Genomic DNA, 25357 nt, shown 5'->3' with positions numbered 1-25357 from the left:
CTCAAAATGAAGCCCGCCGTGTTTTTTGACCGCGATGGCGTTCTAAATGAGGACGTAGGCTATCTCCATGACACAGCTAAATTCAGGTGGATGCGAGGCGCGCGGGAAGCTGTGAAGGCCGTTAATGACGCCGGATATTTTGCCTTCGTAGTCACGAACCAGTCAGGAGTTGCTAGGGGATTGTACAAGGAAGCCGATATCAGAGCTCTTCATATCTGGATGTCAGAGGAGCTGGCAAAAATTGGCGCTCACATAGATGCGTTCGAGTATTGTCCACATCATCCTGATGCAAGCGTTGAGCTTTATCGCACTTCGTGCACCTGCCGAAAGCCCAAGCCCGGCATGATCACGAAGATCATGAATCGCTTTCCGGTTGATTCTGCACGCAGCTTTCTCATAGGCGACAAGTTCACTGACATCGAAGCGGCGAACGGAGCGGGGATACGCGGCTACCTTTTCGAGGCCGGGAATCTTCAGCGGTTCGTCCGTCGCCATTTGCCCGCCAGATAAACAAGCCAATCAGGAGAGACGAACCAATCACGAGACGCGGCGAACGTCTTCTGACGCACAGTCGTGCAGTTGCCTCGTAAGGCCCTTATGTCGGTAGGGCCGCCACTTTGGTCATGATTGCTCGCAAGACGTCCTCAATTGTAGGGCAACGATAGACTGCAAATTGGGGCCGCGTCTTCGCCGTAAGATTAATTCGTTCCTTGGCCGTTTAGCTCAGCGGCAATAGGAAATAGTCCATCACCTCTCTGTTTATTGCTGGATCCAGCCTCAGCGCCAAAATGAACTCTCTGTCGATGTATCAGCCATGGGGCGCGTGTTGCGGCGCGATGTAGTAGCGAGCCATTAGGCGTCACCGTCCCAAACGGCCGCAGCGCCAAATACTCGAATGCGCGGGGCAAGCTTCGATGCCTCCTGCCGCAGTTCAGCATCAGATTGTCGGCGCGGGTCAAGATAATCGAAATCGCGATCTGAGTTCACATAGCCGCCCCGGGCGGAAGGCTTCCCGCCGGCTGCCGAACGATATGCATAAAGAGGCGGGCTCGGCACGCCGTCCGTCGTCGCCATTATCGAGATGCTCAACTTGCAATTTGCTGCGAGCTCGTCTCGCAGCTTTTTCAACAATTGCTCATCCGAAGCCTGACATACTGCTCTTTCAGAAGCTCTTGAGCCTTGAGAAAAATACTTTTGTCAACGATTGCCCGTAGAGACCAGTTGCTCTGATCCATAATTCGGGTGGGTTCTTTTTCATCACCTGCCTGCGCCGTAACGACTTGCAGCTATCTAGCTCACCGCAACTGAGCAGATGACCGGTGCCAACCCGGCCCAACGCCAGGATCGCCCCGCGCTGCACTGACAGATCTCAGATATAGAAATGCGCCGAGGATGATGCCGTAATTGCGTCTGAAGTCGCCATCGGACCGGCGCTGTAAGCCTTGAGCCGCTTTTCAGGCTAGGCCAGCACAACGTCCGCTTTGGACGGGGCTGGCGGCAAGCTTCCAATCACTCAGCTCAGGTCAACTAGTCGCCTCGCTGCGCGCCCCGCGATTGTCAGCGATCACAGCGGTCACGCCATCAATGAAAGCTTGACACTCAGCGTGGGTCTTGAACGTGCCCTGTACTTCCCGAATAGGAAGACGGTTCGGCCGTAACCCTTTCCGAAGAAGTATTGACCGACGTGTCTGCCGCCTTCGTCTTTGAGCTCAAAGCTACCAAGGCTTTGCACTGACTTGAGGTCTGTCTCGGGCAGCTTGATCTGCACATCAGTCTCCGCGATTGAGGCCGGCTCCGAAATCCCTATCATGAACTGCGTGGACGCCACAACTTAGCGGCACAACGGTGGTCGCCTCTTACGAGGGAATTAGAGGGCCGGTTTGAACGTCTGCGAACCGGCCGTCGTTACCTTCGAGAACTTAGCACTTCCTGACGAACGATTGCGTAGGTCTGTTTGCGGCCACAGCATAAACCCGAGGGTCTAACCAGATCAGGGCTTCGCCGCGTTACCAGCCAATTCGATTGCTAGATCCAGAGCTGCAACTCCAGTTTGATCTGAAGAATTAGGTTTTCCACCTCTGCTGGCGGCGTCACGACCATGTACTCGCAGGTCGGCAGTACGAGTGCGACCCGGACGACGGCCCTATCCCCGGCAGCGGCGGCACCGCGTCGCGCATGCAAACCAATCAAGGGGAGCAATTCACTGCGGCTGCGCTTCGCCGCGCTGGTGAGGATGCAAACCGGGCCACTCCGGAGGTCATGGATCAGGCATTCAACCGGATCGGGGGCAACTTCGATCGGCTGGCAGCGAACAACACGCTGCACATGGATAATTAGATCGTCACGGATCTTGTGGATACGGCGCGCGATTATCACGCAATGGTGCCGCCGGCCATGCGGTCCCCGATCATCGAGGATGTGGTCAGGGATATTGGCAGGACGCAGGCGAGCAATAACGGCCAGATCTCCGGGAAGCCTACCAGGCGCTTACGTCAAGGCTCGAACGGGCGGCACGGGGTACGGCTGATCCGCAGTTGAAGGAAGCGCTGCGGGGCGTCCGCGGCTCTCTCGACGACGCCATGGAGCGGTCGATCGCGGCTCATAATCCGGCCGATGCCGGCGCTTGGCGCGAGGCAAGGAGCGAATACCGCAATTTGCTCGTCTTGGAGGAGGCAGCCACAGCGGCCGGCTCCAATGCTGCGGAGGGTATCATCTCTCCCTCCAGCCTTCGCAATGCGACGATCAAAACCCGGGGGCGCCGAAACTACGCTCGAGGCAATGGTGATTTCGCCGAGCTCGCACGGGCTGGCGAGGCCACGATGAAGCCGCTCCCGAATTCCGGGACGGCGCCCCGGCAATACATGCAGCACCTGATAACGGCTCTGGGAAGTGGTGTCGGCGGGACCATCGCGAGCATCCCCGGAATGGTGCAGGAGCTGCTGCGCTGTTACTATCCGCCGCGTCTTAATGAACGCCTTCGTGCAGCGCTATCTTTCAAATCAGGCCGTCTTGCCCACGCAGGGAGCGGGGGCGGGACGGCAGGCCCTCGCCAGAGCTTTGCTAGGCGCCGACCCTAATCTACAACGCCATGCACGCAACGGGAGCGCCGTACTGACTACCTCTTCATTGTGATTGGGTATTGCTTTCGCTCCTCCGCTGAAGCGGCTCGAAATTCCCAAGTGTTGTGTTCCGCGTTCCAACGCCTCATCACAACGCCTTGGATAACGCCCCCGTCGATCGATCGAACAGGGGCTAGCATTTGGATGGCCGTCCAGTCATCTGGCGACGGTGTGTCCCTGAATATAAAGAACGTAGTTACGAGCACAACGATGGCAGCGATTGCGTAAGCTTTCATGGCGTCGTCGTACCACTACGCCCCCCAATCCGATTCAGCGGAGACAGCGGCCCTTAAACACGGCAAAGGCGAATTCATTGCATTGTTTTGGGGCCAGAAGTGATAACAGTCGTGAAAACGGCTCTATGGTATGTGCGATGGCTCTCAACGCCCAGCCGCTCGACTTGGCCAAGCGTTGAATCGGAATGCGCATCTCGTAGAAAAACCTAGTGTCTGGATGGGTTGGTGTAGAAAAACTGGCAATGGTCTTTATGATCTCTCGTTCTGTCCATCGATAGATGTAATTCGGCGTTCCCGTGTCAGCGACGCCGCCTCTGCCATTCTCGATGGAATCAAATTCATAATCTTGGGTAAAGCCAAGCCTTACAGCTATTCGCATCAAAAGGCTGTCTCTGGCCTCAAACGCTAGGGCGCATTTTCGCGCAACTCGATACATTTCGAGCAACGCGCGATGCGGTGAGTAACAGTGATGAAGGCCCGCGTGAACAACTACAACGTCAAACTGGCCATTCTCATAGGTGAGGTTCTCCACATCTTGGCGATGGTTGGCCATGCCGTCGTCAAGATTAGTCACCGTTACATCAGTGAAGCCCACAGCGGATAGAACCTTGGCGTCTAATGGGCCGCCGCAAACAACAAGAATGCTATCCGAAACGGAAATGTCGCCAGACGCGATCAGGCGCTCGAGCACATTAATATAGAAGCCAGTAACTACGTCGCGCATTCCAAAACTCCAAATTGAAGCGCGCATAGGACAATACAACCCCTAGCAGAGTCAACCCACGGTAGATCTGCTCCACAGCCGCCTCCGGGCGGATTTTTCTATGGAAAAACAATGGTAGACCTCAACGCCTTGACTGCGGCGAAGCGAAGCGCTGGGCGCAGGCCAAGCTGACCCGCGAAGCCGAATTCACCCGTCCCGCAAAGGTGGCCGTCGCCAACAAGGGCCGCTATCTCGCGATTGCGAAGGCGGCGGGAATGCCTGACATCGCGTGGGTCTTTATCGCGGTCAGCCATTATAGCGAGTCGTTCCAAGACTTTAGTCGCAGTCTCGCGCAAGGTGATCTGTGGAACAAGGTTTCCAGCATGTGCCAGGGGGCAGGGGGGCAGGGGACCGTTCCAGTCGTTCGAGGATGCCGCAGTCGATGCGCTGGTGAAGTGCTCGCCCTATGCAGCGAAGCTGAAGGATTGGTCGATCGGCGGAATGCTGACGAACCTGGAGAGGTTCAGTGGCATTGGCTACGCGGCGCGCGGGGTGCCGTCTGCCTACGTCTGGAGCGGCACCGATCAGTACGTTTCAGGCAAATATGTGCGAGACGGCGTTTATGATCCGGACAAGGTAACCACCGGCACGAGATATCGAATCGTTCTCACCAGGCAAGGCAGCGCTGTTCTCGGTTACGTGAACGGGAAGGACGAATACTCAGCGACCATTTCAGGGACCCAAACCCTTCAGGAATTTGCGGTCGGTAACACCAAGGGCGTTACTGATGCGGCGAGTCAACCGTTTGGGACAATTCGAAAGGCCGTTCTTGTTTCTGCCAAGCTCTATGACACGGACTTTTCGTCGTAGAGTACGAGAAGCTCTTTCCCAGCTTTTGCGCTGGACGCTCAACGATCCAGTACAAGGCCGCGCAAAAAGCGAAGGTCGAGAGCAGCGCCAAAAACAGGAGCAACCCGTCCGTCCAGGAGCGGAATGACTCAGGGTGCCCGGCTGCAATGAAGAAGATGCCTTTAAACGGCGTGTGGAATAGATAAAGCGAGTATGAAATCGCGCCGACACCGATCATTGCCGGAGATCGAAGCCACGAAGTGGCAACGGTCCCGGAGCGAGTTAGAATGTTGAGAAGCGTGAGACTGTATAGGACAGTCAAATAGCTATGGCCGAAATGATAGAGTACCTGATGCGCGATTTCAGAATGAAGGAACCAAGTATAAAATGGAGCAATGCCTAGCAATACAATCATTGCTATTAGTAGCAGTGACTTGCGAGATTCAATGGTAGGCCACTTTGGACTACGGTACGCGATGGCGATTAGTCCTCCGGCGCTAAGTCCGTCGAGCCGTAGCGGCGTCAGGACGTAAGGCGCGTAGACATTTTCTGGGTAAAGGGCAAAGCAAATAGAGCGGGCGGCTATAGACATCAGTCCGACCGCGATTAAGGCTGGCCAAAGAAAACGCCTGGGCAGGAAGAAAATTATAGCTGGCGCGACTAAGTAGAACTGCTCCTCAATGGTTAGTGACCATGTTGCGCTGATGCTGGCCGGGCCGAAATCGCGTATGTATGACATTACCCAGTTTTGGGAGAAGGTCAGCAGAGACCAAAGCGGCAGGTCTCCTCCTAGATAGTACGTCCGGCCAAAGATAGCGCTGGCGATTGCGAATGAAAACACAAGTAGCAGGTATGGGGGGAGAATGCGCAGGGCGCGCCTGGCATAAAACGTTCTGAATAGAGTCGGACTGGTACGATTATCGACGACAATTCCCACTATCAGAAAGCCGGACAGGACAAAGAACAGATCGACGCCGCTCTGTCCGAAGATGCCAAATCGCCAAATGATCTCTTGGACCGCGCCGTCTGAAGGGTTCATCAACATGCCGGTGAAATGCCAACCCAAGACGAGCAGGATGGCAATCCCACGCAGCCCATCTAGTTCAGGAATTCGAGCGTCTGCTTTCCCCATATCGGGGGCATACCACCGCAACTGCTAATCGGGCAACCCGGTCTGTCGGGGAGCGCGCTGGTGTGGCTTCTTCGCGTTCGGGTTAAACACCCTGAACAGCCGCCCATTCGTATTCGGGTCGGTGTTGTCACTGGTCGAAAAGATGATCGGAGCTGCAGTTCGGGGGAGGGACTCGGGCCGATCCTTTCGCGCAATGTTGGATCGCTTGCGGGCCGGCAATCGGCGAAAGCGAGAGGGCTCTAGCCGGGGTTTTGGTGCAGCGCCCGGCGACGGTCCCGGTCAGATAGAGCACGTAGTAGCGGCGTGACGGTGCAGACGGCGATAGCGAGCTGATTGACGCCGTCGGCTACGCCCCCGATAGCGTGGTTCTGCCACACGCACCGCAGGGGCAAAGCGGACGTAGCCCTCGTCGCATCGGCTGTTTTAAGGGTACACCCTCAGACGCGCGGTCGGCGCATCAGTCCACTTGCGAGGCGCTGATTCCTTATCTCGCGAAGGAGTAACATCCGTTTGGTCTGTGCGGCGTTCAGAAGACCCTCGAACAGGACCAAGATGTCGCGTGCCTGAACGTAGACTTCCGTGTTGATGGTGTGCGCATCGCAGCCATAGGACGCCAGCCGCGCGTTGATTTCGGTCGCAGCGACGTGATCAATCCGCCAGCTCAGGGCATTTTGCCGCGTGTAGTACTCGGCTTGCTCTTCGAAGTCGGGATCGACTCCAACCATGTCAATGCGCCGGAGCGCCGCCTCAATCGCCTTTTGGCGATAGGTCTCAAGAAGCTTGTGCCGCAACATGCGGTAACGTTGGACGTCCCAGGACAGCTCGGCGACATCGATCGCGAGCAGCCACTCGATGGCGGACCGTGGCGCGAGGTCCGCAAAGATAGCCTGCCGGAGCCCCTGGTAATCGGAGAGGTGTTCGCCGGGAAGCAGCAGGGGCGGCGGGGCCAAGGCCTCAAACTCGTCCGGCAGCGTCGTGACGGTCACTTCGCGCGTGGTTTGGAACAGACCGGTCATCGGGCGGCCTCCGAGCGCAGGTTGGCGGCAAGCGGCGCGGTCTTGACGGCCCCCTCGGCCGCAGCCTGGACCGGGCTCGTCGCCCACAGGTCCTGCGCCACCGGCAATGGCGCGATCTGCAGGTTCGCCCACCAGGCCCGCTCGTTGCCATGCCGATGCAGTTCTTGGTGATGGGCGCGGCACAGGGGGACGGTGAACTCGTCGCTGACCTTGCGGCCGAGCGCTCGGGATTGAGCGAATTTGAGATGATGGGCATCGCACGGGGTTTGCTGACACACCAGGCAGGGGTGCTCCCGAACAAATAGCAGGTGCGCCTTGCTGCGCTTTCGGGGCGGCTCCTTGGGATGAGCGAGCCCAGCTTCGGCAGCAGGCAGCGATGGCCGCAGGGCGGCTTCGGTGTCGACGACGGAGTGCGGCGCCGCTGGCAGTCTTGGCTCGCAATCGCGGACGGCCGATTGGTCGGCGGCTGCGGGACGCGCGGCGTCCTCAAGCTTGGCCTGATAGGCGGTCTCGACGACCCGAGCGTCGGCTTCTAGCAGGGTGTTTTTGCGCGGCAGGCAGGCCTTCGCCCAGGCGAGCAGGTCCTCGCTCTCGATCAGAGATGCGAGCTGGCTCAAGAGCTGCTCGCGGAGCTCAGCGGACTGCGGCAACCCCAGCACTGGCGCGCGGTTGAGAATGCCTTTCACGGGCTTCGCTGTCGCGCCTGAAGGCGCTTGCCGTCCTGCGGCCGCCGGACTGGCCACCGCATCTGGGGCGTCCAGATCATCCTCGCCGGCCATCCCGACCAGCGCGAACAGGGCATAGCGTCGTGCGTAGGTGAGGGCCGCGCCCATCCGATGCGGCGCCTCGACGTCCCTCGTGGCGCAGACCGGCCAGTCCGAGGAAATCCACTCGCCGGAGGAGTGGGCGAGCAGGGTGGTGAGATGGATGTGGCCGGTGGTTGCCTCGACACGGGTGGTCTGGATGGTGGCGATCTCCTGCTGGCTGAGGGTCTTGCGCACGATGTCGAGGCCGCTCGCCAACGAGGCGTAGCGGAAGGTCCGGTCGTCATCGCGCAGAAACGGCGAGCGGATCATCGCGGTCAGGGTCTTTTCCGGGTTGGTCAGCTCGGCCTGCGCGCGGGCCAAGGCGGCTGCGATCGCCCCGATATGCTCACTGGCCTGGTGCATGAGCGCTCTCCATCTCAACCGGATCAAAACTGATCGCGCCGGCTTTGGAGCGCTTGGCGCGAACGCCGTGGCCGATCGCTTCCTTGGCGTCCTCGGGCATGAGCTTCTTGAGCTCGGCCTTGACCAATTCGTGCTCGCCATGCGCCGCGCGGGTGCGCAGGTAGGTCACCGCGCACTCCGCCCACAGATTGGACGAGGTCATGTCGACGATTTTGACGGCGGCGAGCCGCGGGCGTGGGGTCTCGATGCCGAACAGGAGCGGCGGCTCGCCGTTCTGCACGCAGCGCCAGAACTTCTTCTCCGCGGTCAGCAGCAGGTGCTGGTAAAGCGGATCGGCGTGAATGGTGATCTCGATCCATTTGCCGCCGCCAGTGATGATCGAGAGAACGGCCGCGCGTGCCGCGACCACCCACATGTTGTGCTGCAGCTGCGCCATGTGCTTGTCGGCTGCCAGCTCTTCGGTAAAGGCCCATGGCAGCATGAACTTGGCCTCGAATACCGCCCCGGTCGGTTCGACGATGCCATCGAGGGTGGCCGCCATCCAGCTGTGGACCGGATGCCGCACCCGCTTCTGAATGTCGGTGATGGCCTGTCCGGTGCAGCGCTCATACCATATGCGATTGAGGTCTTCGGTGGCAGTGCCGAGCTGGACGATCAGGTTGTGCGCAAAATCCTCCGGCGCGACCTCGCCGCGCTTTTCGCGCCAGAGGCGCGTGAGCGCGTCCTGGTCATCGCCCATGATGATGCGCGCGTCCGAGCCGCCGATGAAGGCACGTCGGTCGTGGCGGTCGAACACAATGACGGAGTGGGGCGCCTCAGCGCCGTCGGCTGAAATCGTGGTCACCGGTATCTCCTTGGTTCGGCAAACGCGGCTTGCCGCCGCACCACCAAAAGCCCCGCGCCTGCGAGGAGAGATACCGGGGCCAACCGCCAAGGCCCGGTGGATGCAGTAACGCTCCTTTTGCCTGGGAATGCCAGTCCTTTCTGCGGCAGATTGCTGTTTTTTGTTCCGAAAAACCCTTGATATGTCAGGATGTTGGAGCGAGCTTTCCAGCTCGGACAGGAGCCCTAGCCGGGGAGCTCGGACATGGCGTCAATTCGACAAATCGAAGCCAATCGCAGCAATGCCCGGCGCAGCACCGGCCCGAAAACAGCAGGTGGAAAGGCGAGATCCAGCCAAAATGCGCTGCGCCATGGGCTGGCGCGGAGCGCTATCACTGATGCCGCCGAGGCCGAGAATTTTGCCGTCGCTATTGCCTCGGGACTTGGGCATCAGGTCACACCGGCTTCGGCGATGGCGCTCGCACGGTCCAAGCTCGCGCTGCTGCGGCTCCGCAGTTTGCGGCAGGCGATGTTGTCCGCGCTTTTGGCCGACCCAACTCCGACAGATCTAAAGCGCTTTCAACGGCTCGAACGCTACGAACGGGCCGCTTTGGTGCAACAGAGGCGGACGCTTCGTTTGCTAGCTCCCGACGACGGTTGACGCCCGCTCACTTGGCTTCGTTCTGGAAATTGGCCGTGCCACAGCGCTGAGCAAAGCTCCTCAAGCTGACCGACGACCAACTGGGCTTAGCGCGGGGACTGCTTGGGCACTGAACGGCGAACTTTCGCTGACAGAAACTCCCGGAACAGCTTCACGGGATCAACGCCCAGCGCCTCGGCAATCGCGACAAATTCCACGATGTCAATCCGCCGTTCGCCGCCCTCATATTTGGCGATGAACGATTGCGGCCGTCCGAGCCTCTCGGCCAAAGCATGCTGTCGGATGCCGGCCTTCTGCCGCTCTGCGACAAGAAGTTCGATCAGGCGGGCATGTTCCGCGGATCTTAGGGATTTCTGCATTGACCGCCGGGCCAGGGAATCGGCGGCGCGCAATCTGATCCTGAAAATGGATTATCCCAAAACTGGATAATTTGGACCGCTCGAGCTAAAAGTGGCGGCGGCCACGGGGCAGCTTATGAAGGTTTCAGCGAAGACGGTCCGGTATATCAAGCTCGGCGCTGGCGGCCGATGGGAGAACAGCCTGGACCGTGACGAGCTGCACTTTGGGTATGGTTCGGTGAGCCATGAACTTGCCCTTGAAGGCAATCGGGAGAGGATCATCGCGCACCTGGTTGCGCTCGGCCGATCGCCGCAGGCCGCGTCGCGCGACGCGCAAGAGGTTGCCGACTTCTACGCCCTGGACGAAACCTGCCTTTGGATCACGATCGCGCGGGATCATTTGTGGTGGACGTTTGCGGAGCCAGAGGTCACCTGGGTCAAAACTGATCCGGGGCGTGCAGGTGAGCGCTTCAGGAAGCGATCGGCAGGTGGCGCAACACCGACATCAACGGGACGCCGCTCAAAGTAAGTTCGCTCAGCACCAAGCTGACCAAGGTCGCAAGTTATCGGCGAACCATCTGTGCCGTCAAAGCGCAGGACTATCTGTTACGGCGCATCAATGGCATCGAGGAGCCAATTGTCGCCAAGGCCAGCCAAATCCGGACCGCGCTGCTCGAGGTGACGATCGAGGCCCTGCAGTTGCTGCACTGGGCCGATTTCGAAACCCTCGTTGACATCATCTTTGCCCGCAGTGGCTGGAATCGCGTCTCCGTGCTCGGGGGCACCAAAAAGCTGGTCGATCTAGAGTTGGAGCATCCTGTGACCAACGAGCGGGCCGCAGTCCAGGTCAAGTCTGCCGCCAGCCAAAAGACGCTCAACGCCTATATCCGCCGGATGGACGCCACTGAACAGTTCGACCGCTTCTTTTTCATTTGCCATTCGCCGAAGGGTGCGCTGAGCGCCCCCGACGACCGCGCGGATATTCACGTCTGGACCGGTCGCGAGCTCGGTTCGACCATCATGGGGCTCGGGCTGCACGATTGGGTGATGGAGAGGCTCGCCTAGCGGCCACTGTCAGAGCCAACTCAGCGTGTAATCGTAGCCATTGTCCTCATAGCCAAGCGCCTGGCTGATGCTGTCGACCTGATCGTCGTGACGGCCTTGCGGGAAGGTCAATAGCTCCATCTCGAGCTCGGCCAGGAACGGCGCGTTCCTCGGAAACCACACTCGTCCAGCGCAAAATTTGCCCTCTTGGACGTAGAGACGACCTATCTTATCGTGGTCGATCTTGATGGGATTGACAAAGCAATTGGCTTCATCGCGGAGCTCCTGGGCCAACGCAATTCCGGTGGAGGCGTCTTCGATCAGGATCTCGTGCGGCTTGAAGCGCCTGGCGAGCTCGAGCGCGGTATCGCGGAGGATGGGATATTCGAACCGACCGCGAACAAGATCCAGCAGGTAATAATTCCCGTCAGCGACCAACCACGTCGTACACACCGACCAGTCATTCTGTGCGCCATTCTTGGCCGCGGTATCCCAGCTCTGGATGATCCTGCTGCCAGCCTCAAGCGGCGGCGCTATGTCGTAATACCGTAGCCAATCGCGCTTGATCATGGCGCCGCCGGCCGGAACAGGAGCCTGCTGATATTGCGCGGCGAACACGTCGGACCCAAGCGTCTGCTGCAGCTTGCGCAACGTCTCAATCGATTCATGGGTCGAATGCAGCGCGTCACCTGCCTTCCGGAAATGGAATTGATTGCGACCGATCGGAACCGCGGCGTCGGTCTCGGCGATCGCGGGCAGGCTAAGCACCTCCCACTCATCGGAGGAGCTGGCCAGAAAGCCGGATAGATCGTCTAGATGAACGCGCTGCATCACCAGGATCACCGCGCTGGTCTGCTTGTTGTCGAGCCGCGACATCAACGTATTCGTCACCCATTGGTTGATGCTGGTCCTGCGCGCCTCCGATTGCGCATCAATCGGCTTTTGCGGATCATCAATCAGGATCAGATCGCCGCCGAGCCCTGTCAGCGTGCCGGAAACCGATGTCGTCTTGCGCGAGCCGCGTCGGGTCGTGATCAGCTCGGATTCGGTGCTGCGCGCGATGCGCATGTCCGGAAACGCGCGGCGGTACCACTCGGCATGCACGATGGATCGAAAGTCGCTGGCATGTTTGGCCGAGAGCTCATCGCCGTAGCTGATGGAAATGATGCGGCGGCCCGGCGCGAGCCCAAGCAGGAAGGCGGAAAATGCCACCGAAACCGTGATCGATTTGAGGTAGCGCGGTGGCATGTTGATAATCAAACGCGTCAGCTCGCCGCGGCGCACGCGCTCGAGCTGATAGGCAATTGCCTGAATGTGCCAATTGGGGAGGAATTTAGCACCGGGGTTGAGGTGGAGAAAGCAGCGATAGACAAAGCTCAGGAAGTCGGTGCGCAAGATGGCGCTGAACAACGCAAAATCGCGGGTGGTCATTCGGATTCTCCGTCCTTCTTGAATTGCGCGGAAAGCTGTGCGGCGTAAAATTCCAAAATCTTGCGATCGTCCTCCTCGAGCAGCGGCGTTGCAGGCTGTTCGCTGGGCTCGACCAATTGCTTGCGATTGAGAAGGAAAGCGGCCGATTTGTCCTTGCCCTTTAGCGCGTCGTTCGCAAATCGGGTCAGGATGCCTTCGAGCACGGTGATCCTGCGCAGTCGTCCGTTTTCACGCATGTCGATTTTGCGGTTGAGAAGCTCGTTGATGATTGTGGCCTCGTTTTTGGATCCCTTTGGTCGGCCGCTCTTGTTCCCGGATTGCCCCGGCTTGAACTGGTGCCCGCGGGGTGGACGGCCGTAACCAACACGGTCATCATGATTTTGCTCTGCCCTGCGAGTGCGGCGCGGGCCTGATTGCTTGCGCCGGCTCATCTGCCGCTCTCCGGTGTTGTGCCGGAACGCTCAGCGGCGACCTCGTCGAATGTCTGTCCGGTGGCGACGAGAACTGCATCGCGCCTGGTGACGTCCTGCCACCGGCGGATTGCGGCATCGACATATAATGGATCGATTTCCAGCCCATAGGCTTTGCGACCGACGCGCTCCGCCGCCAGCAGCGTGGTGCCCGACCCGAGGAAGGGGTCAACGACTAGATCGCCCCGCCGCGTGCAATCCTTGATCGCATCCGCGATCAAGGCGACCGGTTTGACCGTGGGATGCACTGTGAGATCGTCGAGACGATCCGTGCGGAAGGTATTGACGCCGGCATACGTCCAGACGTTGGAGCGGTTGCGGCCATGGCGGCCCAGATCAACATTGTTGAGATGCGGCGCATCGCCGTTCTTGTAGACGAATATCAGTTCGTGTTGGGAGCGGTAGAAGCTGCCTTGGCCGCCGTTGGTTTTGTTCCAGACCACCAGATTCTGCAGCTGGCCGAACACAGTGTGCCCGGCCCCGTGCATCTCGCCCAGGTGTCGCCAATCCATGAAGATGTAATGCAATGACCCGTCGCACGAGAATTGGACGGCCAGGCGCATCGCGCTCGTAAGAAAATCGGTGAACTCGGCCGGCGACTTTTCCCCGGAGGCAACTTGAAATTCCCGGTGCTTGATCTTGCCACGGCCGAGCGTCGTGCCGATGCGGAGGTTGTAGGGGGGATCTGCGATTACCATGGCCGCGAGATCCTGCCCCACGAGCACCGCCCAATCCGCTTGATCGCAGGCATCGCCACACAGCACGCGATGACCGCCGGCCTGCCACAACTCGCCCCGGCGGCTGGTGGGTTGCTCCGCAAGTCTGCAGGCGGGATCGCCGACATCGTGGTCACCAAAATCGACCATCAGCCCGTCGATTTCGGCCGGCTCAAACCCGGTGATGTCGAGGCTAAGATTACATTCGGGAAGTAAAGAGGCGAGCTCACCAAGTTCTTCTGCGAGCAGCTTGCGATCCCAGCCTGCGTTTGCCGGAATCTTGTTGTCGGCGAGCGCCAGTGCGCGCTTTGCAGCGTCGCTCAGGTCCCGCATCACCAGGACGGGAACCTGCTTCAATCCAAGCTGCTGGGCCGCCTCCCTGCGGGCGTGCCCGGCGATGACCTGCAGATCCTCGTCCGCCAAAATGGGATAGGTCCAACCGAACTGCAGGATCGAGTTTGCGATTTGCTTAATTTGCTTCTTGGAGTGGATCCGCGCGTTCTTCTTCGCCGCCTTAAGAGATTGCGGCGGCAGCATTCGTACGTTCGGTTGACCAACATGTGGCAAACGAGAGCTTGTCTTCGCAACCTGCAGACGGGTTTTGCCCGCGCGTTGGACTTGCTCAGTTGGCGTTAAGCAATGGGGAACGGCAGTGTGTTTGTCGGATGCTTTGGGGGCGGCCCTTGTCATGTTGAAGCTCCTCGTGGTTGAAGGAGCTAACTATCTTCATCATTTTTCGGACGCCTGCATCAAGCGTGATGCAAGTCGAATTGTGGCAACAAAACGCATCAAATGGCAGCGGCCGATCCGGGGCGTCGCGTTCGACGCGGTCTGGCTACAGCATGCCGAACTTGCGCAGTGAGTCGGCCACCTTTTGCCTGGACAAGCTTTTAAGCGCAGGCTCTTGCTTCGCAATGTACCGCAATATCTCCTTTCGCGGCGGAACCTTCCCCTTGAGGCCGGGCAGTTTGCTGCAATCGAGTGCTTGGCTGGGTTGACCAAATGGGGCCGGGTAAGTGTAGCACTCTTGCTCAGCTTTCATCAGGGCGATGGTGCCATGCAGAATGCTCCATTCGAGCTCGGTCACCGTAGTGGGCAGCGGAGCGGGGATGACGTCGGCCGCCCGAAGCCTCGTGCCATCCACAAGCTCGACATTGCCGAAGCCATCGACGGTCGCTCCGTCGAGTCGAAAGATGTCGAATATCTCGATTTCCTGCCTGTCGTGACGTCGAGCTCGAAATTGCTTGGCGCTAGGCAGCGTGACGATGAAAGTTGTCTCCGCCACATCGTTCTCGGCAAAGACGGCGACCAGGCCGACAACGTCTTGTGAGGGGAGCTTTAAGCCGCCGACCCGGATTTTCCCAGTCCACGCGCCTTGGGGATGCAGAAGGTCGATGGCGTCCGCAATCGAGCGTCGGTTCTTGCGGTCGTGGGGTTTCAACCATTCGTAAGCGGGCATGTTGTCGCTCAAGATGCTAATGCGGCCCCCAGGATGCTAATTTTGAGGCACAAGCGCTTAACGTTTCAACCCGTAACTCTACGGTCGTGCCGAAACCGGTATAGTCACGGCGGAAGGGTCGTCCCGATTTTTTGTGAGCCAACAGGAAGGACAGCGATCCGTAGGCCCATTGGCGAGACGGACTCAAGACCCTAATCGCCGATGCCGAAACCGGAGCCGCCGGACTTCGAGTACGTCCCTGAGTTTGAGCTCGCAACGCTTACCCGGCAAACGGAGGTTTTCCCTGATCGGGGCGCGCCCCCTCCCTGATCCTATCCGAAAATTTCCCTGTTCTAGTTTTTGTCGCTGCAGTCCCAAAATGGCTTATTTTCATGGCACTTCTTGGCGGTGTTTCACGCTGATCGCCGGCTGGAGCGATGTGTTTTCCCTGTAGAATTCCCTGTTACCAGGGAGTTGGGGTTTGAGCGCTTACCGCTCGTCCGCGATCACCTTGCCGTCGTTCGGAAGCGCACCCGGGCTGACCAGCTCGACATTGCCGCCGAGCTTCGTCACCGCACGCAAGGTGCCCGCAATTTCCTCGCGCAGGGCGTCGTTCGCGTCCGCAGTTTCGGCTCGCAGCGTCATCGCATCGGCCTCGCCCTGGCGCATGACGACGAGGCGCAATCGTCCCAGTGCGGCATGGCGCTTGCCGATCTCGGCGACCTGCTCGGGTCGGACGAACATGCCCTTGACCTTGGTGGTCTGGTCGGCGCGGCCCATCCAGCCCTTGATGCGCATGTTGGTGCGCCCGCATTTGCTTGGGCCCGGCAGCGCCGCGGTGAGGTCGCCGAGCGCAAGCCGAATCCAGGGATGGTGCGGATCGAGCGAGGTCACCACGATCTCGCCGACGTCGCCCGGCGCGACGGGATCGCCGGTGCCGGGCTTGACGATCTCCATGATCAAATCCTCGTTCACGACCATGCCGTCGCGCGCCTCGGTCTCGAAGGCGATGAGGCCGAGGTCGGCGGTGCCGAAGGCCTGGTAGGCATCGATGCCGCGCGCCTTGATCTCGGCCTGGAGCGAGGGCGGGAACGCGGCACCCGAGACCAGCGCCCGCTTGATCGATGAGACGTCGCGGCCGGCGGTTGCTGCGGCATCGAGCAATATCTTCAGAAAGTCCGGCGTGCCGCTGTAGCCGACCGGACGGTAGGCCTCGATGAGCTCGAACTGCTGCTCGGTGTTGCCCGGCCCGGCCGGGATCACCGCGCAGCCGAGGGCGCGCGCCGAGGCGTCGAAGATGAAGCCGCCGGGGGTGAGGTGGTAGCTGAAGGTGTTGAGCACGATGTCATCGGGACGGAACCCGGCCGCGAACAGCGCCCGCGCCCCGCGCCAGGGATCGGCCTGCCGCCCCTCCGGCTCGAAGATCGGCCCGGGGGAGGTGAAGAGGCGGGCGAACGATCCCGGGGCTGCCGCCACGAAGCCTCCGAAGGGCGTAGAGGCCTTGTGCAGGGCCGGCAGCTCCGACTTGCGCAGCACCGGCAGGTCCGCCAGCGCCGCCCGGGAGGTCACCGCGGCCGGGTCAACGCCCTTCAGCCGCTCGGCATAGGCGGGCGCGGCCATCGCGCCGCGCAGCACGTCCGGCAGGCGGGAGAACAGCTCCGCCTCGCGCACGGCCTGTTCGCGCGTCTCGCGGGCGTCGTAATGGGCGGTCATGGCTGGTCTTTCCGGGTTGGCATCCGTTGCACGCCGCCGCCGGCATGGGTATCAGACGGCCCTGGGCGAGGTTTGAAGAGGACGCGATGGCGGACGAAGGAATGATTGCGGCGGATGTCGTCGCGCGCCTGAAGCGCCGTATGATCGACGAGGCGCTGCCGCTGTGGTCGACCGTCGGCTGGGACCAGACCGCGGGCGGCTTCATCGACCGGCTGCATCGGGATGGCACGGCTGATACGGCCGCGCCGCGGCGTGTGTTCGTGCAGGCCCGGCAGATCTGGTGCTACGCCAAGGCGGCGCAGATGGGCTGGTACCCCGAGGGGCGCGCCATCGCGCTGAAGGGGCTGGAGCATCTGCTGGCACGCGCGAAGGCGTCGGACGGCCGGCCGGGCTATGTGCACCGGCTGACGCCGGAGGGCGCCGTGCTGGACGGCCGGCGCGATGCCTACGACCACGCCTTCATCCTGTTTGCGCTCGCCGCCGTCTACGCGCTCGACCGGGACGCGCAAATTCGCGCCGAGATCGACGCTCTGCTCGCCTTCCTCGACGGCCATCTGCGCTCGCCGCATGGCGGCGTGCACGAGAGCCTGCCGGTCTCGCTGCCGCGGCGGCAGAACCCCCACATGCATCTGTTCGAGGCGATGATCGCGTGCTTCGACGTGACCCACGATCTGTCGTTTCAGAACCGTGCCGGCGAATTCTTCGCGCTGTTCCTCGCCAATCTCTACGACAAGCAGAAGCGGATCCTGACGGAGTATTTCGAGGAGGACTGGTCGAAGATCGAACCGGTCAGCGTCGAGCCCGGCCACCAGGCGGAGTGGGTCTGGCTGCTGAAGGGGTTTGAACGCATCACGGGTTGCCCGACCGGGCAGCGGCGCGCGGAGCTGCTGGCGACTGCGCTGCGCTATCGTGACGACGCCACCGGCTGTCTCCCCGACGAGGGCGATGCCAGCGGCAACGTCCGCCGCGGCACGCGGCGGCTGTGGCCGCAGACCGAGATGGCGAAGGCGTGGATCGCGCAGGCCGAGTCCGGCGAGGCCGGCGCGGCGGATGAGGCGCGCGCGGCGCTGGTGCGGCTCGAACGGCATTATCTCAGCCATCCCGTGAAGGGCGGCTGGTACGACCAGTTCGATCGCGACGGCAAATCGCTGGTCGACACCATTCCTGCGTCGTCGTTCTATCATGTTCTCTGCGCAGTCACGGAAGCGGAGCAGGTGCTGGAAGGTTAGAGCCACCGTTTGCGCCGCTTGAAGCTCTTGAGGTTCTTGAAACTCTTGCGCTGGTCGCCGGCGCCGCCGAGGTAGAACTCCTTGACGTCCTCGTTGTCGCGCAGCTCGTCCGCAGTGCCGTCGAGCACGACCTTGCCCTGCTCCATGATGTAGCCGTGGCTCGCCACCGAAAGCGCGGCGCGGGCGTTCTGCTCGACCAGCAGGATGGTGACGCCGAGGTCACGGTTGATCTTCTGGATGATGGAGAACACCTCTTTCACCAGCAGCGGCGACAGGCCCATCGACGGCTCGTCCATCAAGATCATCTTCGGGCGCGCCATCAGCGCGCGGCCGATCGCAAGCATCTGCTGCTCGCCGCCGGAGAGGTAGCCGGCAAGGCCGGTGCGCTCCTTCAGGCGCGGGAAATAGTTGAAGACCATGTCGAGATCGGCATCGACCTCGCGATCCCTGCGGGTGAAGGCGCCCAGCTTGAGGTTTTCGAGCGACGTCATGTCGGCGACGATGCGCCGGCCCTCCATCACCTGGAAGATGCCGCGGCGGACGATCTTGTCGGGATCGATGCCGGCGATAGCGGAGCCCTCGAACAGGATCTCGCCGCGCGTGACCTCGCCGTCTTCGGTCTTGAGCAGCCCCGAGATCGCCTTCAGCGTCGTCGACTTGCCGGCGCCGTTGGCCCCCAGCAGCGCCACGATCGCGCCCTTGGGCACGTCGAGGCTGAGGCCGCGCAGCACCAGGATGACGTCGTCATAGACCACCTCGATGTTGCGCACGCTGAGGAGGGCGGCGGGCGCCACGGCGGTGGGGGGCGGGCGATCGATTTGAGCCGTTTCACTCATGGTCAGTCACTCTCGCGGTGTCGTCGCAACTTCTCGCCGTCATTCCGGGGCGGTCCGCAGGACCGAACCCGGAATCTCGAGGTTCCGGGTTCGATGCTTCGCATCGCCCCGGAACGACGAACAGATAGAACTCACCAACCCAGCAATTCCGGCTTGCGGGGCAGCTCGATGGTCTTGACCTTCTCGAGCTTGATCGTGCCCTTGGCCATGAGGTCGTTGAGGTCGCCGTCGGTCGCGCCCGCGATCTTGGTGCGATAGAGGTCGACTTTCAGCGTGCCGCGGTGGTCCTTGTCAGTCCAGGTCGAGGGATTGCAGACGCCCTCCATGCCTGCCGGCACCCAGTCCTTCTTCTGGTAGAAGCCCTTCACGACGTTGTCGCCGGTGGCGCCGCCGTTCTTGGCGGCCCAGTCGAGCGCTTCCTTCATGTAGAGCGCCGAGCAGACGGCGGCGATGTAATGCACGGGACGGTAGACCTTGCCGCTGGGGTCGGACATCTTCGAGATCTCCATCACCGTCTTCATGCCGGGTGCATCGCCGCCCCAGCTCACTGCGGTGCGTAAGGGGAAGATCACGCCGTTGGCGGCATCGCCCGCGGTCTTGGCGGCGTTCTCGTCCATGCCCCAGACATTGCCGAGGAACTGGATCTCGACGCCGGCGGTCTTGCAGGCCTTCATCACCGAGATGTTGGAAGCGGCGGTGTTGCCGAGATAGGCATAGTTGGCGCCCGAGGATTTCAGGCTCAGGCACTGCGCGCTGTAGTCACCCGGCGCCAGCGCGAACACCAGCGGCGGCAGCACCTCGAAGCCGAGCTCCTGCGCCATGGCTTCGCCTGCGGCCTTCGGCGCGTTCGGATAGGGGTGGTTGGCGCCCATGTGCACGAATTTCGGCTTGCCGGACTTGCCCTTGGCCTTCCAGTCCTCGGCCGCCCACATCAGCATCGCGCGCAGCGAGTCCGAGTAGCTCGGACCATAGAAGAAATTGTAGGGCGCGGGCTTGGCTTTGCCGCTGACGCCTTCGGGATCGGTGAGCGCGGCAGCATAGGAGCCGGAGAGGTCGGGGATCTTGTCCTGGGCGAGGAAGCCGGTCAGCGCTTCGGTGTCCGCGGTGCCCCAGCCCATGATCGCGGCGACCTTCGAGTCCGGCGCCGACCATTTCTTGTAGAGCGCGATCGCGCGCGGCACCTGGTAGCCGTAGTCGTTGGTATCGACGTTGAGCTGCTTGCCGCCGACGCCGCCGTTCTTGTTGACCCAGGCGAAGGTGTCGGCGACGGCCTGGCCGTAGGGCGTGCCGACGTCGGAGGTGCCGCCGGAATAATCGGCGAGATGGCCGATCGCGATCTGCGCCTGCGCGCCCGCCGAGAATGCGGCGATCGCCAGCGCGAGCGATGCGGTGCTCAAAAGGGATTTTGTCTTCATTGGTTGCCTCCTCCTGTTTATTTGTTGGTTCGAGAGTTGCCCGCGCTCAGTGCGAGAACGGGTAGAGTTTCCAGTACGCCTTGATCTGCCGCCAGCGATGGGCGAGCCCGTCCGGCTCGAACATCAGGAACGCGATGATGATCACTCCGATCGCGATCTCGCGCAGGAAGGTGATGTTGGTGTTGAGGGACAGCGCCTTGTCGATCGCGCCGCCCTTCAGGTGGAGGCTGATGAATTCCATCGTCTCGGGCAGCAGCACCACGAAGGCGGTGCCCATCAGCGTGCCCATGATCGAGCCGGTGCCGCCGATGATGATCATGGCGAGGAACAGGATCGAGCGCTCGATGCCGAAGCCTTCCTGCGAGACCACCAGCTGGTAGTGCGCATAGAGCGCGCCGGCGATCCCGGCGAAGAAGGCGGCGAGGCCGAACGACAGCGTGCGGTATTTGGTGAGGTTGATGCCCATGATCTCGGCGGAGAGATAATGGTCGCGGATCGCCACCAGCGCGCGGCCGTCGCGCGTGCGCATCAGATTGGTGACGAGGATGTAGCTCGCGACCACATAGGCCAGAACGACGTAGAAATATTGCCTGTCGCCGCGCAGGGTGAAGCCGAAGATCGAGAACGGGTTGGCGCTGGCCGGCACCGAGCCGCCGGTGAACCACTCCGCGCGGGAGAAGAAGTCGAGCAGGATGTATTGCGCCGCCAGGGTTGCGATGACGAGGTAGAGGCCCTTCAACCGCGCCGCCGGGATGCCGAAGATCAGCCCGACCAGCGCGGTGACGACGCCCGCGAGCGGGATCGCGAAGAACACCGGGATCGGGGCGTTGTTGGAGATGTAGGCCGAGGTGAAGGCACCCAGCAGGAAGAAGGCGGCGTGGCCGATCGAGATCTGGCCGGTGAAGCCGACCAGGATGTTGAGGCCGAGCGCCGCGATCGAGAAGATGCCGATCTGGATCAGGATGCTGAGCCAGTACCCGCCGAGGAATTGCGGCACGAGGCAGAGCAGCAGCACGCCGATGATCGCAAAGTTGCGGCTGGTCGTGGTCGGGAAGATCGTGGTGTCCGCTGCGTAAGAGGTGCGGAAATCACCAGCGGGGATGAGGGCAGGGCCGGCCATGGGTCAGATCCGCTCGATGTCGTGGGTGCCGAACAGGCCGTAGGGCTTGATCATGAGCACGATGATGAGGACGTAGAACGGCGCGATCTCGTAGAGATTGCCCCAGTGCAGATACTCGCTGTCGACATATTGCGCGATGTTCTCGAGCAGGCCGATGATGATGCCGCCGAGCACCGCGCCGCCGACGGAATCGAGCCCGCCGAGGATCGCCGCCGGGAACACCTTGATGCCGTAGGCGGCAAGGCCAGACGACACGCCGTTCACGACGGCGACCACGACACCCGCGACCGCCGACACCGTCGCCGAGATCGCCCAGGCCATCGCGAACACGCTTTTCACGGAAATGCCGAGCGATTGCGCGACCTGCTGGTTGAACGCGGTGGCGCGCATCGCAAGGCCGTATTTCGAGGCGCGGAAGAACCAGGCCATGCCGATCATCATCGCGACCGAGACCACGAGGCTCATGACATAGACGGTCTGGATCTGGAGGCCGAGCAGGCTGACCGACTGGCTCTCGAACACGCGCGGGAACGGCTGCGGGTTGACGCCGAACATCCATTTCAGCGTGGCCTGGAGCACGGTCGAGAGGCCGATCGTCACCATGATCACCGAGATGATGGGTTCGCCGATCATCGGCCGCAGGATCAGTACCTGGATCGCGATGCCGAATACGAACATGAATACCAGCGTCATCGGCATGCCGATCCAGAACGGCACCTGGTATTTCGCAAGCAGCGCCCAGCACACCCAGGCGCCGACCAGCAGCAGCTCGCCTTGCGCGAAGTTGACGACCTGCGTCGCCTTGTAGATCAGCACGAACGACATCGCGACCACGCCATAAAGCGTGCCGACCACGAGGCCGTTGACCAGGAGCTGGATGAGGAAGGCGGTGTTCATGCAGTTGTGCTCGCTGACAAATCCGGCGCGCTCTTCCCCTCTCCCAGAAGGGGAGAGGGCACAGCAACGCGCATCGCGCTCGTGGCTGACTGAAAGTTCACTCCGCAGCCTCCGCCATGTGGCCGTGTCCGCCGAGATCCACCACGCGCAGCGTCGTTCGTACGCGCTGCGTGGTGCCGTCCTGGAAGCGGATCACGGTGTCGACGGGGATGTCGGCATCGCCGCGGTAGATCGCGTCGATGATGCCTTCGTATTTCTCGTTGATGACGCCGCGGCGTACCTTTCGGGTGCGGGTGAGCTCGCCGTCGTCGGCGTCGAGCTCCTTGTAGAGCAGCAGGAAGCGCGAGATGCGCTGGGCCGGCGGCAGCGTGGCGTTGACGATCTCGACCTCCTTCTGGAGCAGCGTGTAGACCTCCGGCCGCGAGGCGAGGTCGCTGTAGGTCGTGAACGAGAGCCGGCTCTTCTCCGCCCATTTCGAGATGATGGAGTAGCGGATGCAGATCATCGCCGCGAGCGCGTCGCGGCCGGCGCCCAGCACCACGGCCTCGGCGATATACGGCGAGAATTTCAGCTTGTTCTCGATGAACTGCGGCGAGAAGCGCTCGCCGCGCGAGGTCTCGGCGAGATCCTTGATGCGGTCGATGACGACGAGTTGCCTGTTGTCGTTGAAGTAGCCGGCGTCGCCCGACAGCATCCAGCCGTCCTTGATGTCGGCAACGCTTGCCTCGGGGTTCTTGTAGTAGCCGAGGAACATGTTGGGATGCCGCACCACGATCTCCCCGACGCCATGGACGTCGGCATTGTCGATGCGGATCTCGACGCTGTCGGCCATCGGCACGCCTGTCGTGTCGGGGTCGACCTTGCCCTCGGGATGCAGCGTGTAGGCTCCGAGCAATTCCGTCTGGCCGTAGAGCGTGCGCAGCGGCACGCCCATGGCCTGGAAGAACTTGAAGGTCTCGGGGCCGAGTGCCGCGCCGCCGGTCGCGGCCGAACGCAGGCGGGTAAAGCCGAGACGGTCGCGCAGCGCGCGGAACAGGATCGCGTCGGCAAAGCCCGAACGTTTGCCGTCTGCAAGCGCGGCGAGGCCACTTTTCATGCCGATGTCGAACAGGCGCTGCTTGAAGGGCGTTGCGTCCATCACCTTGGCGCGGACGTCGGCGGCGATGGATTCCCAGACGCGCGGCGCGAACAGCACGAACGTCGGCGCGATTTCGCGCAGATCGTTCATCATCGTATCGGGCTCTTCGACGAAGTTGATCTTCATCCGGCACAGCAGGCCTTTGCCGAGCACATAGACCTGCTCCATGATCCACGGCAGCGGCAGCACGGAGACGTATTCGTCGTCCGGCCCCTTCGGATCGAAGGCGAGATAGGTCGCGCAATGGCCGAGCACGCGGCCCGCGGCGAGCATGGCAAGCTTCGGGTGCGAGGTGGTGCCCGACGTGGTGCAGAGAATCGCGACATCCTCGCCCCTGGTCGCGTCCACCAGCCGATCGTAAAGGTCCGGCTCCCGCGCAGCACGGGCCCGGCCAAGCTCGGCAAACTTTTCTGCCGACATCAGCCGCGGGTCGTCATATTTCCGCATCCCGCGCGGATCGGAATAGATGATGTGCTTCAGCCGCGGCACCCGCTCGGCAAGCGCCAGCAGCTTGTCGACCTGCTCTTCGTCCTCGGCGAAAACGAGCTGCGCCTCGCCATAGTTGAGGAGGTAGGAGGCTTCCTCGTCCAGCACATCGCGATATAGCCCGAGGCTGAGGCCGCCGATGGCGTGGGTCGCCACTTCCGCCGCGACCCAGTCCGGCCGGTTGTCGCCGATGATGCCGATGACGTCCTCGCGCCCCAGGCCCAATTCGATCAGGCCGAGCGCAAAGTCGCGTACGCGGGTGTGGTAATCATTCCAGGTGAAGACGCGCCAGAGCCCGAGATCCTTCTCGCGCAGCGCGATCTCGTTGCCGTGCTCCCTGGCGTTGAGCCGGAGCATCTTCGGATAGGTGTCGGCCTGCGCGACGCGGCCTGCATAATCCATCATGCCGCGCTCTCCTGCGCTGGCGGAGCATCGTCCGGATCGACCAGCACCTCGTCTTCCTCGCCGAGATAGGCGCGCCTGACGTGGGGATCGGCGAGCACGGCGGCCGGATCGCCCTCGGCGATCTTGCGGCCGAAATCGAGCACCATGACGCGGTGGGAGATGTCCATCACCACGCCCATGTCGTGCTCGATCATCACCACCGTCATCCCGAACTCCTCGTTGAGGTCGACGATGTAGCGGGCCATGTCTTCCTTCTCCTCGAAGTTCATGCCGGCCATCGGCTCGTCGAGGAGAATGAGGCGGGGCTCCAGCGCCATGGCGCGGGCGAGCTCGACGCGTTTGCGCAGGCCGTAGGAGAGGGTGCCGGCTTGCGCCTTTCGCACCGACTGGAGATCGAGGAAGTCGATGATCTCCTCGACCTTGCGGCGGTGGTCGAGCTCTTCCTTGCGCGCGCCGGTGAGCCAGTACAGGGATCCCGTGAGGAAGTTGTTCTTCAGGAGGTGATGGCGCCCGACCATGATGTTGTCGAGCACGCTCATGTGGTGGAACAACGCCAGATTCTGGAAGGTGCGGCCGATGCCGAGCGTGGGGCGCGCGTTCGGCGTCAGCCCCGTGATGTCGCGGCCCTGGTAGAACAGCTGGCCTTCGGTCGGCTTGTAACGGCCGGAGATGCAATTCACGATCGAGGTCTTGCCCGCGCCGTTGGGGCCGATGATCGAGAACAGCTCGCCCGCATTGATGGCAAAGCTGACATCGGTCAGCGCACGGACGCCGCCGAATCGCAAGGACACGCCGCGCACTTCGAGACTGGTAGCCACCAAACAAATCCCTCCCGGTGATGGCGCATTCAGCGGCGCTCTTCGTCCGTTCCTCTCGGGCAATCCTAGTACGGCCGTGCCGGTGAGGCCATGCAGCAGATGGTCTCCACCGGAGCCGCGCCGCTCTTGCTCCCGATCGGGATCAAAAGCCGCATC

General features: G+C 61.7%; 26 protein-coding genes. 6 read left to right on the top strand and 20 right to left on the bottom strand.

Going from position 1 to position 25357, the window contains the following annotated elements:
* Positions 1-6 precede the first annotated feature (6 nt).
* The gene (locus NLM25_RS30670) at positions 7-510 is read left to right on the top strand and encodes an HAD-IIIA family hydrolase (protein WP_254139477.1); all 504 of its coding nucleotides are present in this window, start codon (positions 7-9) and stop codon (positions 508-510) included.
* A gap of 342 nt (positions 511-852) precedes the next feature.
* Here NLM25_RS30670 and NLM25_RS30665 read toward each other — a convergent pair whose 3' ends face one another.
* The 8 genes from NLM25_RS30665 to NLM25_RS30630 all read right to left on the bottom strand — a co-directional run bounded on the left by NLM25_RS30665 (position 853) and on the right by NLM25_RS30630 (position 9068).
* Positions 853-1131, bottom strand: a complete 279-nt coding sequence (locus NLM25_RS30665; protein WP_254139476.1) for a hypothetical protein — start codon at positions 1129-1131, stop codon at positions 853-855.
* A 442-nt stretch (positions 1132-1573) separates the two neighbouring features.
* Entirely contained in the window at positions 1574-1768 is a 195-nt protein-coding gene (locus tag NLM25_RS30660) for a hypothetical protein (protein WP_254139475.1), read from the bottom strand.
* Between the two features lie 257 nt (positions 1769-2025).
* Complete coding sequence (locus tag NLM25_RS30655; protein WP_254139474.1) at positions 2026-2376, bottom strand: hypothetical protein; 351 nt, start codon at positions 2374-2376, stop codon at positions 2026-2028.
* Between the two features lie 1013 nt (positions 2377-3389).
* Complete coding sequence (locus tag NLM25_RS30650) at positions 3390-4079, bottom strand: methyltransferase domain-containing protein (protein ID WP_254139473.1); 690 nt, start codon at positions 4077-4079, stop codon at positions 3390-3392.
* Positions 4080-4839: 760 nt separating this feature from the next.
* The gene (locus NLM25_RS30645; RefSeq protein WP_254139472.1) at positions 4840-6039 is read right to left on the bottom strand and encodes an acyltransferase; all 1200 of its coding nucleotides are present in this window, start codon (positions 6037-6039) and stop codon (positions 4840-4842) included.
* A 437-nt stretch (positions 6040-6476) separates the two neighbouring features.
* On the bottom strand, positions 6477-7055 hold the full coding sequence (locus tag NLM25_RS30640) for a hypothetical protein (RefSeq protein ID WP_254139471.1): 579 nt from the start codon (positions 7053-7055) through the stop codon (positions 6477-6479).
* Entirely contained in the window at positions 7052-8224 is a 1173-nt protein-coding gene (locus NLM25_RS30635; protein WP_254139470.1) for an ERF family protein, read from the bottom strand. Before NLM25_RS30635 ends, NLM25_RS30640 begins: the two co-directional genes overlap by 4 nt.
* Positions 8208-9068: a YqaJ viral recombinase family protein gene (locus tag NLM25_RS30630; protein WP_254139469.1), complete on the bottom strand. Its 861-nt coding sequence runs from the start codon at positions 9066-9068 to the stop codon at positions 8208-8210. Before NLM25_RS30630 ends, NLM25_RS30635 begins: the two co-directional genes overlap by 17 nt.
* A 243-nt stretch (positions 9069-9311) precedes the next feature.
* On the opposite strand from NLM25_RS30630, the gene NLM25_RS30625 reads away from it, so the two are divergent.
* Positions 9312-9707, top strand: a complete 396-nt coding sequence (locus NLM25_RS30625) for a hypothetical protein (protein ID WP_254139468.1) — start codon at positions 9312-9314, stop codon at positions 9705-9707.
* An 86-nt stretch (positions 9708-9793) separates the two neighbouring features.
* On the opposite strand, the gene NLM25_RS30620 is transcribed toward NLM25_RS30625, so the two are convergent.
* The gene (locus NLM25_RS30620) at positions 9794-10099 is read right to left on the bottom strand and encodes a helix-turn-helix transcriptional regulator (protein WP_309143620.1); all 306 of its coding nucleotides are present in this window, start codon (positions 10097-10099) and stop codon (positions 9794-9796) included.
* A gap of 82 nt (positions 10100-10181) precedes the next feature.
* Here NLM25_RS30620 and NLM25_RS30615 point away from each other — a divergent pair, with 82 nt between their 5' ends.
* Together NLM25_RS30615 and NLM25_RS30610 are read left to right on the top strand one after the other, a co-directional pair.
* Positions 10182-10574, top strand: coding sequence for a hypothetical protein (locus NLM25_RS30615; RefSeq protein ID WP_254139467.1), 393 nt, complete (start codon positions 10182-10184; stop codon positions 10572-10574).
* A gap of 149 nt (positions 10575-10723) precedes the next feature.
* Positions 10724-11110: a restriction endonuclease gene (locus NLM25_RS30610; RefSeq protein WP_254139466.1), complete on the top strand. Its 387-nt coding sequence runs from the start codon at positions 10724-10726 to the stop codon at positions 11108-11110.
* Between the two features lie 9 nt (positions 11111-11119).
* Here the strand turns inward: NLM25_RS30610 and terL are convergent, their stop codons facing one another.
* Genes terL through NLM25_RS30595 form a run of 3 tightly spaced genes read right to left on the bottom strand, consistent with a single transcriptional unit; the run spans position 11120 to position 14243 of the window.
* Positions 11120-12484: a phage terminase large subunit gene (gene terL, locus NLM25_RS30605; RefSeq protein WP_309143619.1), complete on the bottom strand. Its 1365-nt coding sequence runs from the start codon at positions 12482-12484 to the stop codon at positions 11120-11122.
* Positions 12485-12516: 32 nt separating this feature from the next.
* Positions 12517-12951, bottom strand: coding sequence for a DUF5681 domain-containing protein (locus NLM25_RS30600; protein WP_254139464.1), 435 nt, complete (start codon positions 12949-12951; stop codon positions 12517-12519).
* The gene (locus tag NLM25_RS30595) at positions 12948-14243 is read right to left on the bottom strand and encodes a DNA methyltransferase (RefSeq protein ID WP_254139463.1); all 1296 of its coding nucleotides are present in this window, start codon (positions 14241-14243) and stop codon (positions 12948-12950) included. Before NLM25_RS30595 ends, NLM25_RS30600 begins: the two co-directional genes overlap by 4 nt.
* 151 nt (positions 14244-14394) lie before the next feature.
* Here NLM25_RS30595 and NLM25_RS30590 point away from each other — a divergent pair, with 151 nt between their 5' ends.
* The gene (locus NLM25_RS30590) at positions 14395-14568 is read left to right on the top strand and encodes a hypothetical protein (RefSeq protein WP_254139462.1); all 174 of its coding nucleotides are present in this window, start codon (positions 14395-14397) and stop codon (positions 14566-14568) included.
* Here the strand turns inward: NLM25_RS30590 and NLM25_RS30585 are convergent.
* Together NLM25_RS30585 and NLM25_RS30580 are read right to left on the bottom strand one after the other, a co-directional pair.
* Positions 14542-15177, bottom strand: a complete 636-nt coding sequence (locus NLM25_RS30585; RefSeq protein WP_254139461.1) for a hypothetical protein — start codon at positions 15175-15177, stop codon at positions 14542-14544. The genes NLM25_RS30590 and NLM25_RS30585 overlap by 27 nt on opposite strands.
* Positions 15178-15633: 456 nt before the next feature.
* On the bottom strand, positions 15634-16857 hold the full coding sequence (locus NLM25_RS30580) for a phenylacetate--CoA ligase family protein (protein ID WP_254139460.1): 1224 nt from the start codon (positions 16855-16857) through the stop codon (positions 15634-15636).
* 86 nt (positions 16858-16943) lie between these two features.
* On the opposite strand from NLM25_RS30580, the gene NLM25_RS30575 reads away from it, so the two are divergent.
* Positions 16944-18086, top strand: a complete 1143-nt coding sequence (locus NLM25_RS30575; RefSeq protein WP_254139459.1) for an AGE family epimerase/isomerase — start codon at positions 16944-16946, stop codon at positions 18084-18086.
* Here NLM25_RS30575 and NLM25_RS30570 read toward each other — a convergent pair.
* The 6 genes from NLM25_RS30570 to NLM25_RS30545 all read right to left on the bottom strand — a co-directional run bounded on the left by NLM25_RS30570 (position 18083) and on the right by NLM25_RS30545 (position 25201).
* Positions 18083-18922 (bottom strand): ABC transporter ATP-binding protein, encoded by an 840-nt coding sequence (locus NLM25_RS30570; protein ID WP_254121410.1) that lies wholly within the window; start codon positions 18920-18922, stop codon positions 18083-18085. The two genes, NLM25_RS30575 and NLM25_RS30570, sit on opposite strands and share 4 nt — an antisense overlap.
* 131 nt (positions 18923-19053) lie before the next feature.
* Positions 19054-20337, bottom strand: coding sequence for an ABC transporter substrate-binding protein (locus tag NLM25_RS30565; RefSeq protein WP_254121409.1), 1284 nt, complete (start codon positions 20335-20337; stop codon positions 19054-19056).
* A 46-nt stretch (positions 20338-20383) separates the two neighbouring features.
* A complete protein-coding gene (locus tag NLM25_RS30560) occupies positions 20384-21457 on the bottom strand; it encodes a branched-chain amino acid ABC transporter permease (RefSeq protein ID WP_254139458.1) in 1074 nt (357 codons plus the stop codon).
* A 3-nt stretch (positions 21458-21460) separates the two neighbouring features.
* Positions 21461-22354, bottom strand: a complete 894-nt coding sequence (locus NLM25_RS30555; protein WP_014493866.1) for a branched-chain amino acid ABC transporter permease — start codon at positions 22352-22354, stop codon at positions 21461-21463.
* 97 nt (positions 22355-22451) lie between these two features.
* A complete protein-coding gene (locus NLM25_RS30550) occupies positions 22452-24383 on the bottom strand; it encodes a long-chain fatty acid--CoA ligase (protein WP_254139457.1) in 1932 nt (643 codons plus the stop codon).
* Complete coding sequence (locus NLM25_RS30545) at positions 24380-25201, bottom strand: ABC transporter ATP-binding protein (protein ID WP_254121405.1); 822 nt, start codon at positions 25199-25201, stop codon at positions 24380-24382. Before NLM25_RS30545 ends, NLM25_RS30550 begins: the two co-directional genes overlap by 4 nt.
* Positions 25202-25357: the final 156 nt, after the last annotated feature.

Origin of the sequence: Bradyrhizobium sp. CCGB01, assembly GCF_024199795.1 — a bacterium.
In the GTDB taxonomy this organism is placed as follows: Bacteria; Pseudomonadota; Alphaproteobacteria; order Rhizobiales; family Xanthobacteraceae; genus Bradyrhizobium.
The sequence above is the reverse complement of the archived record's forward strand: the minus strand, read 5'-3'. Positions and strand labels throughout refer to the sequence as shown.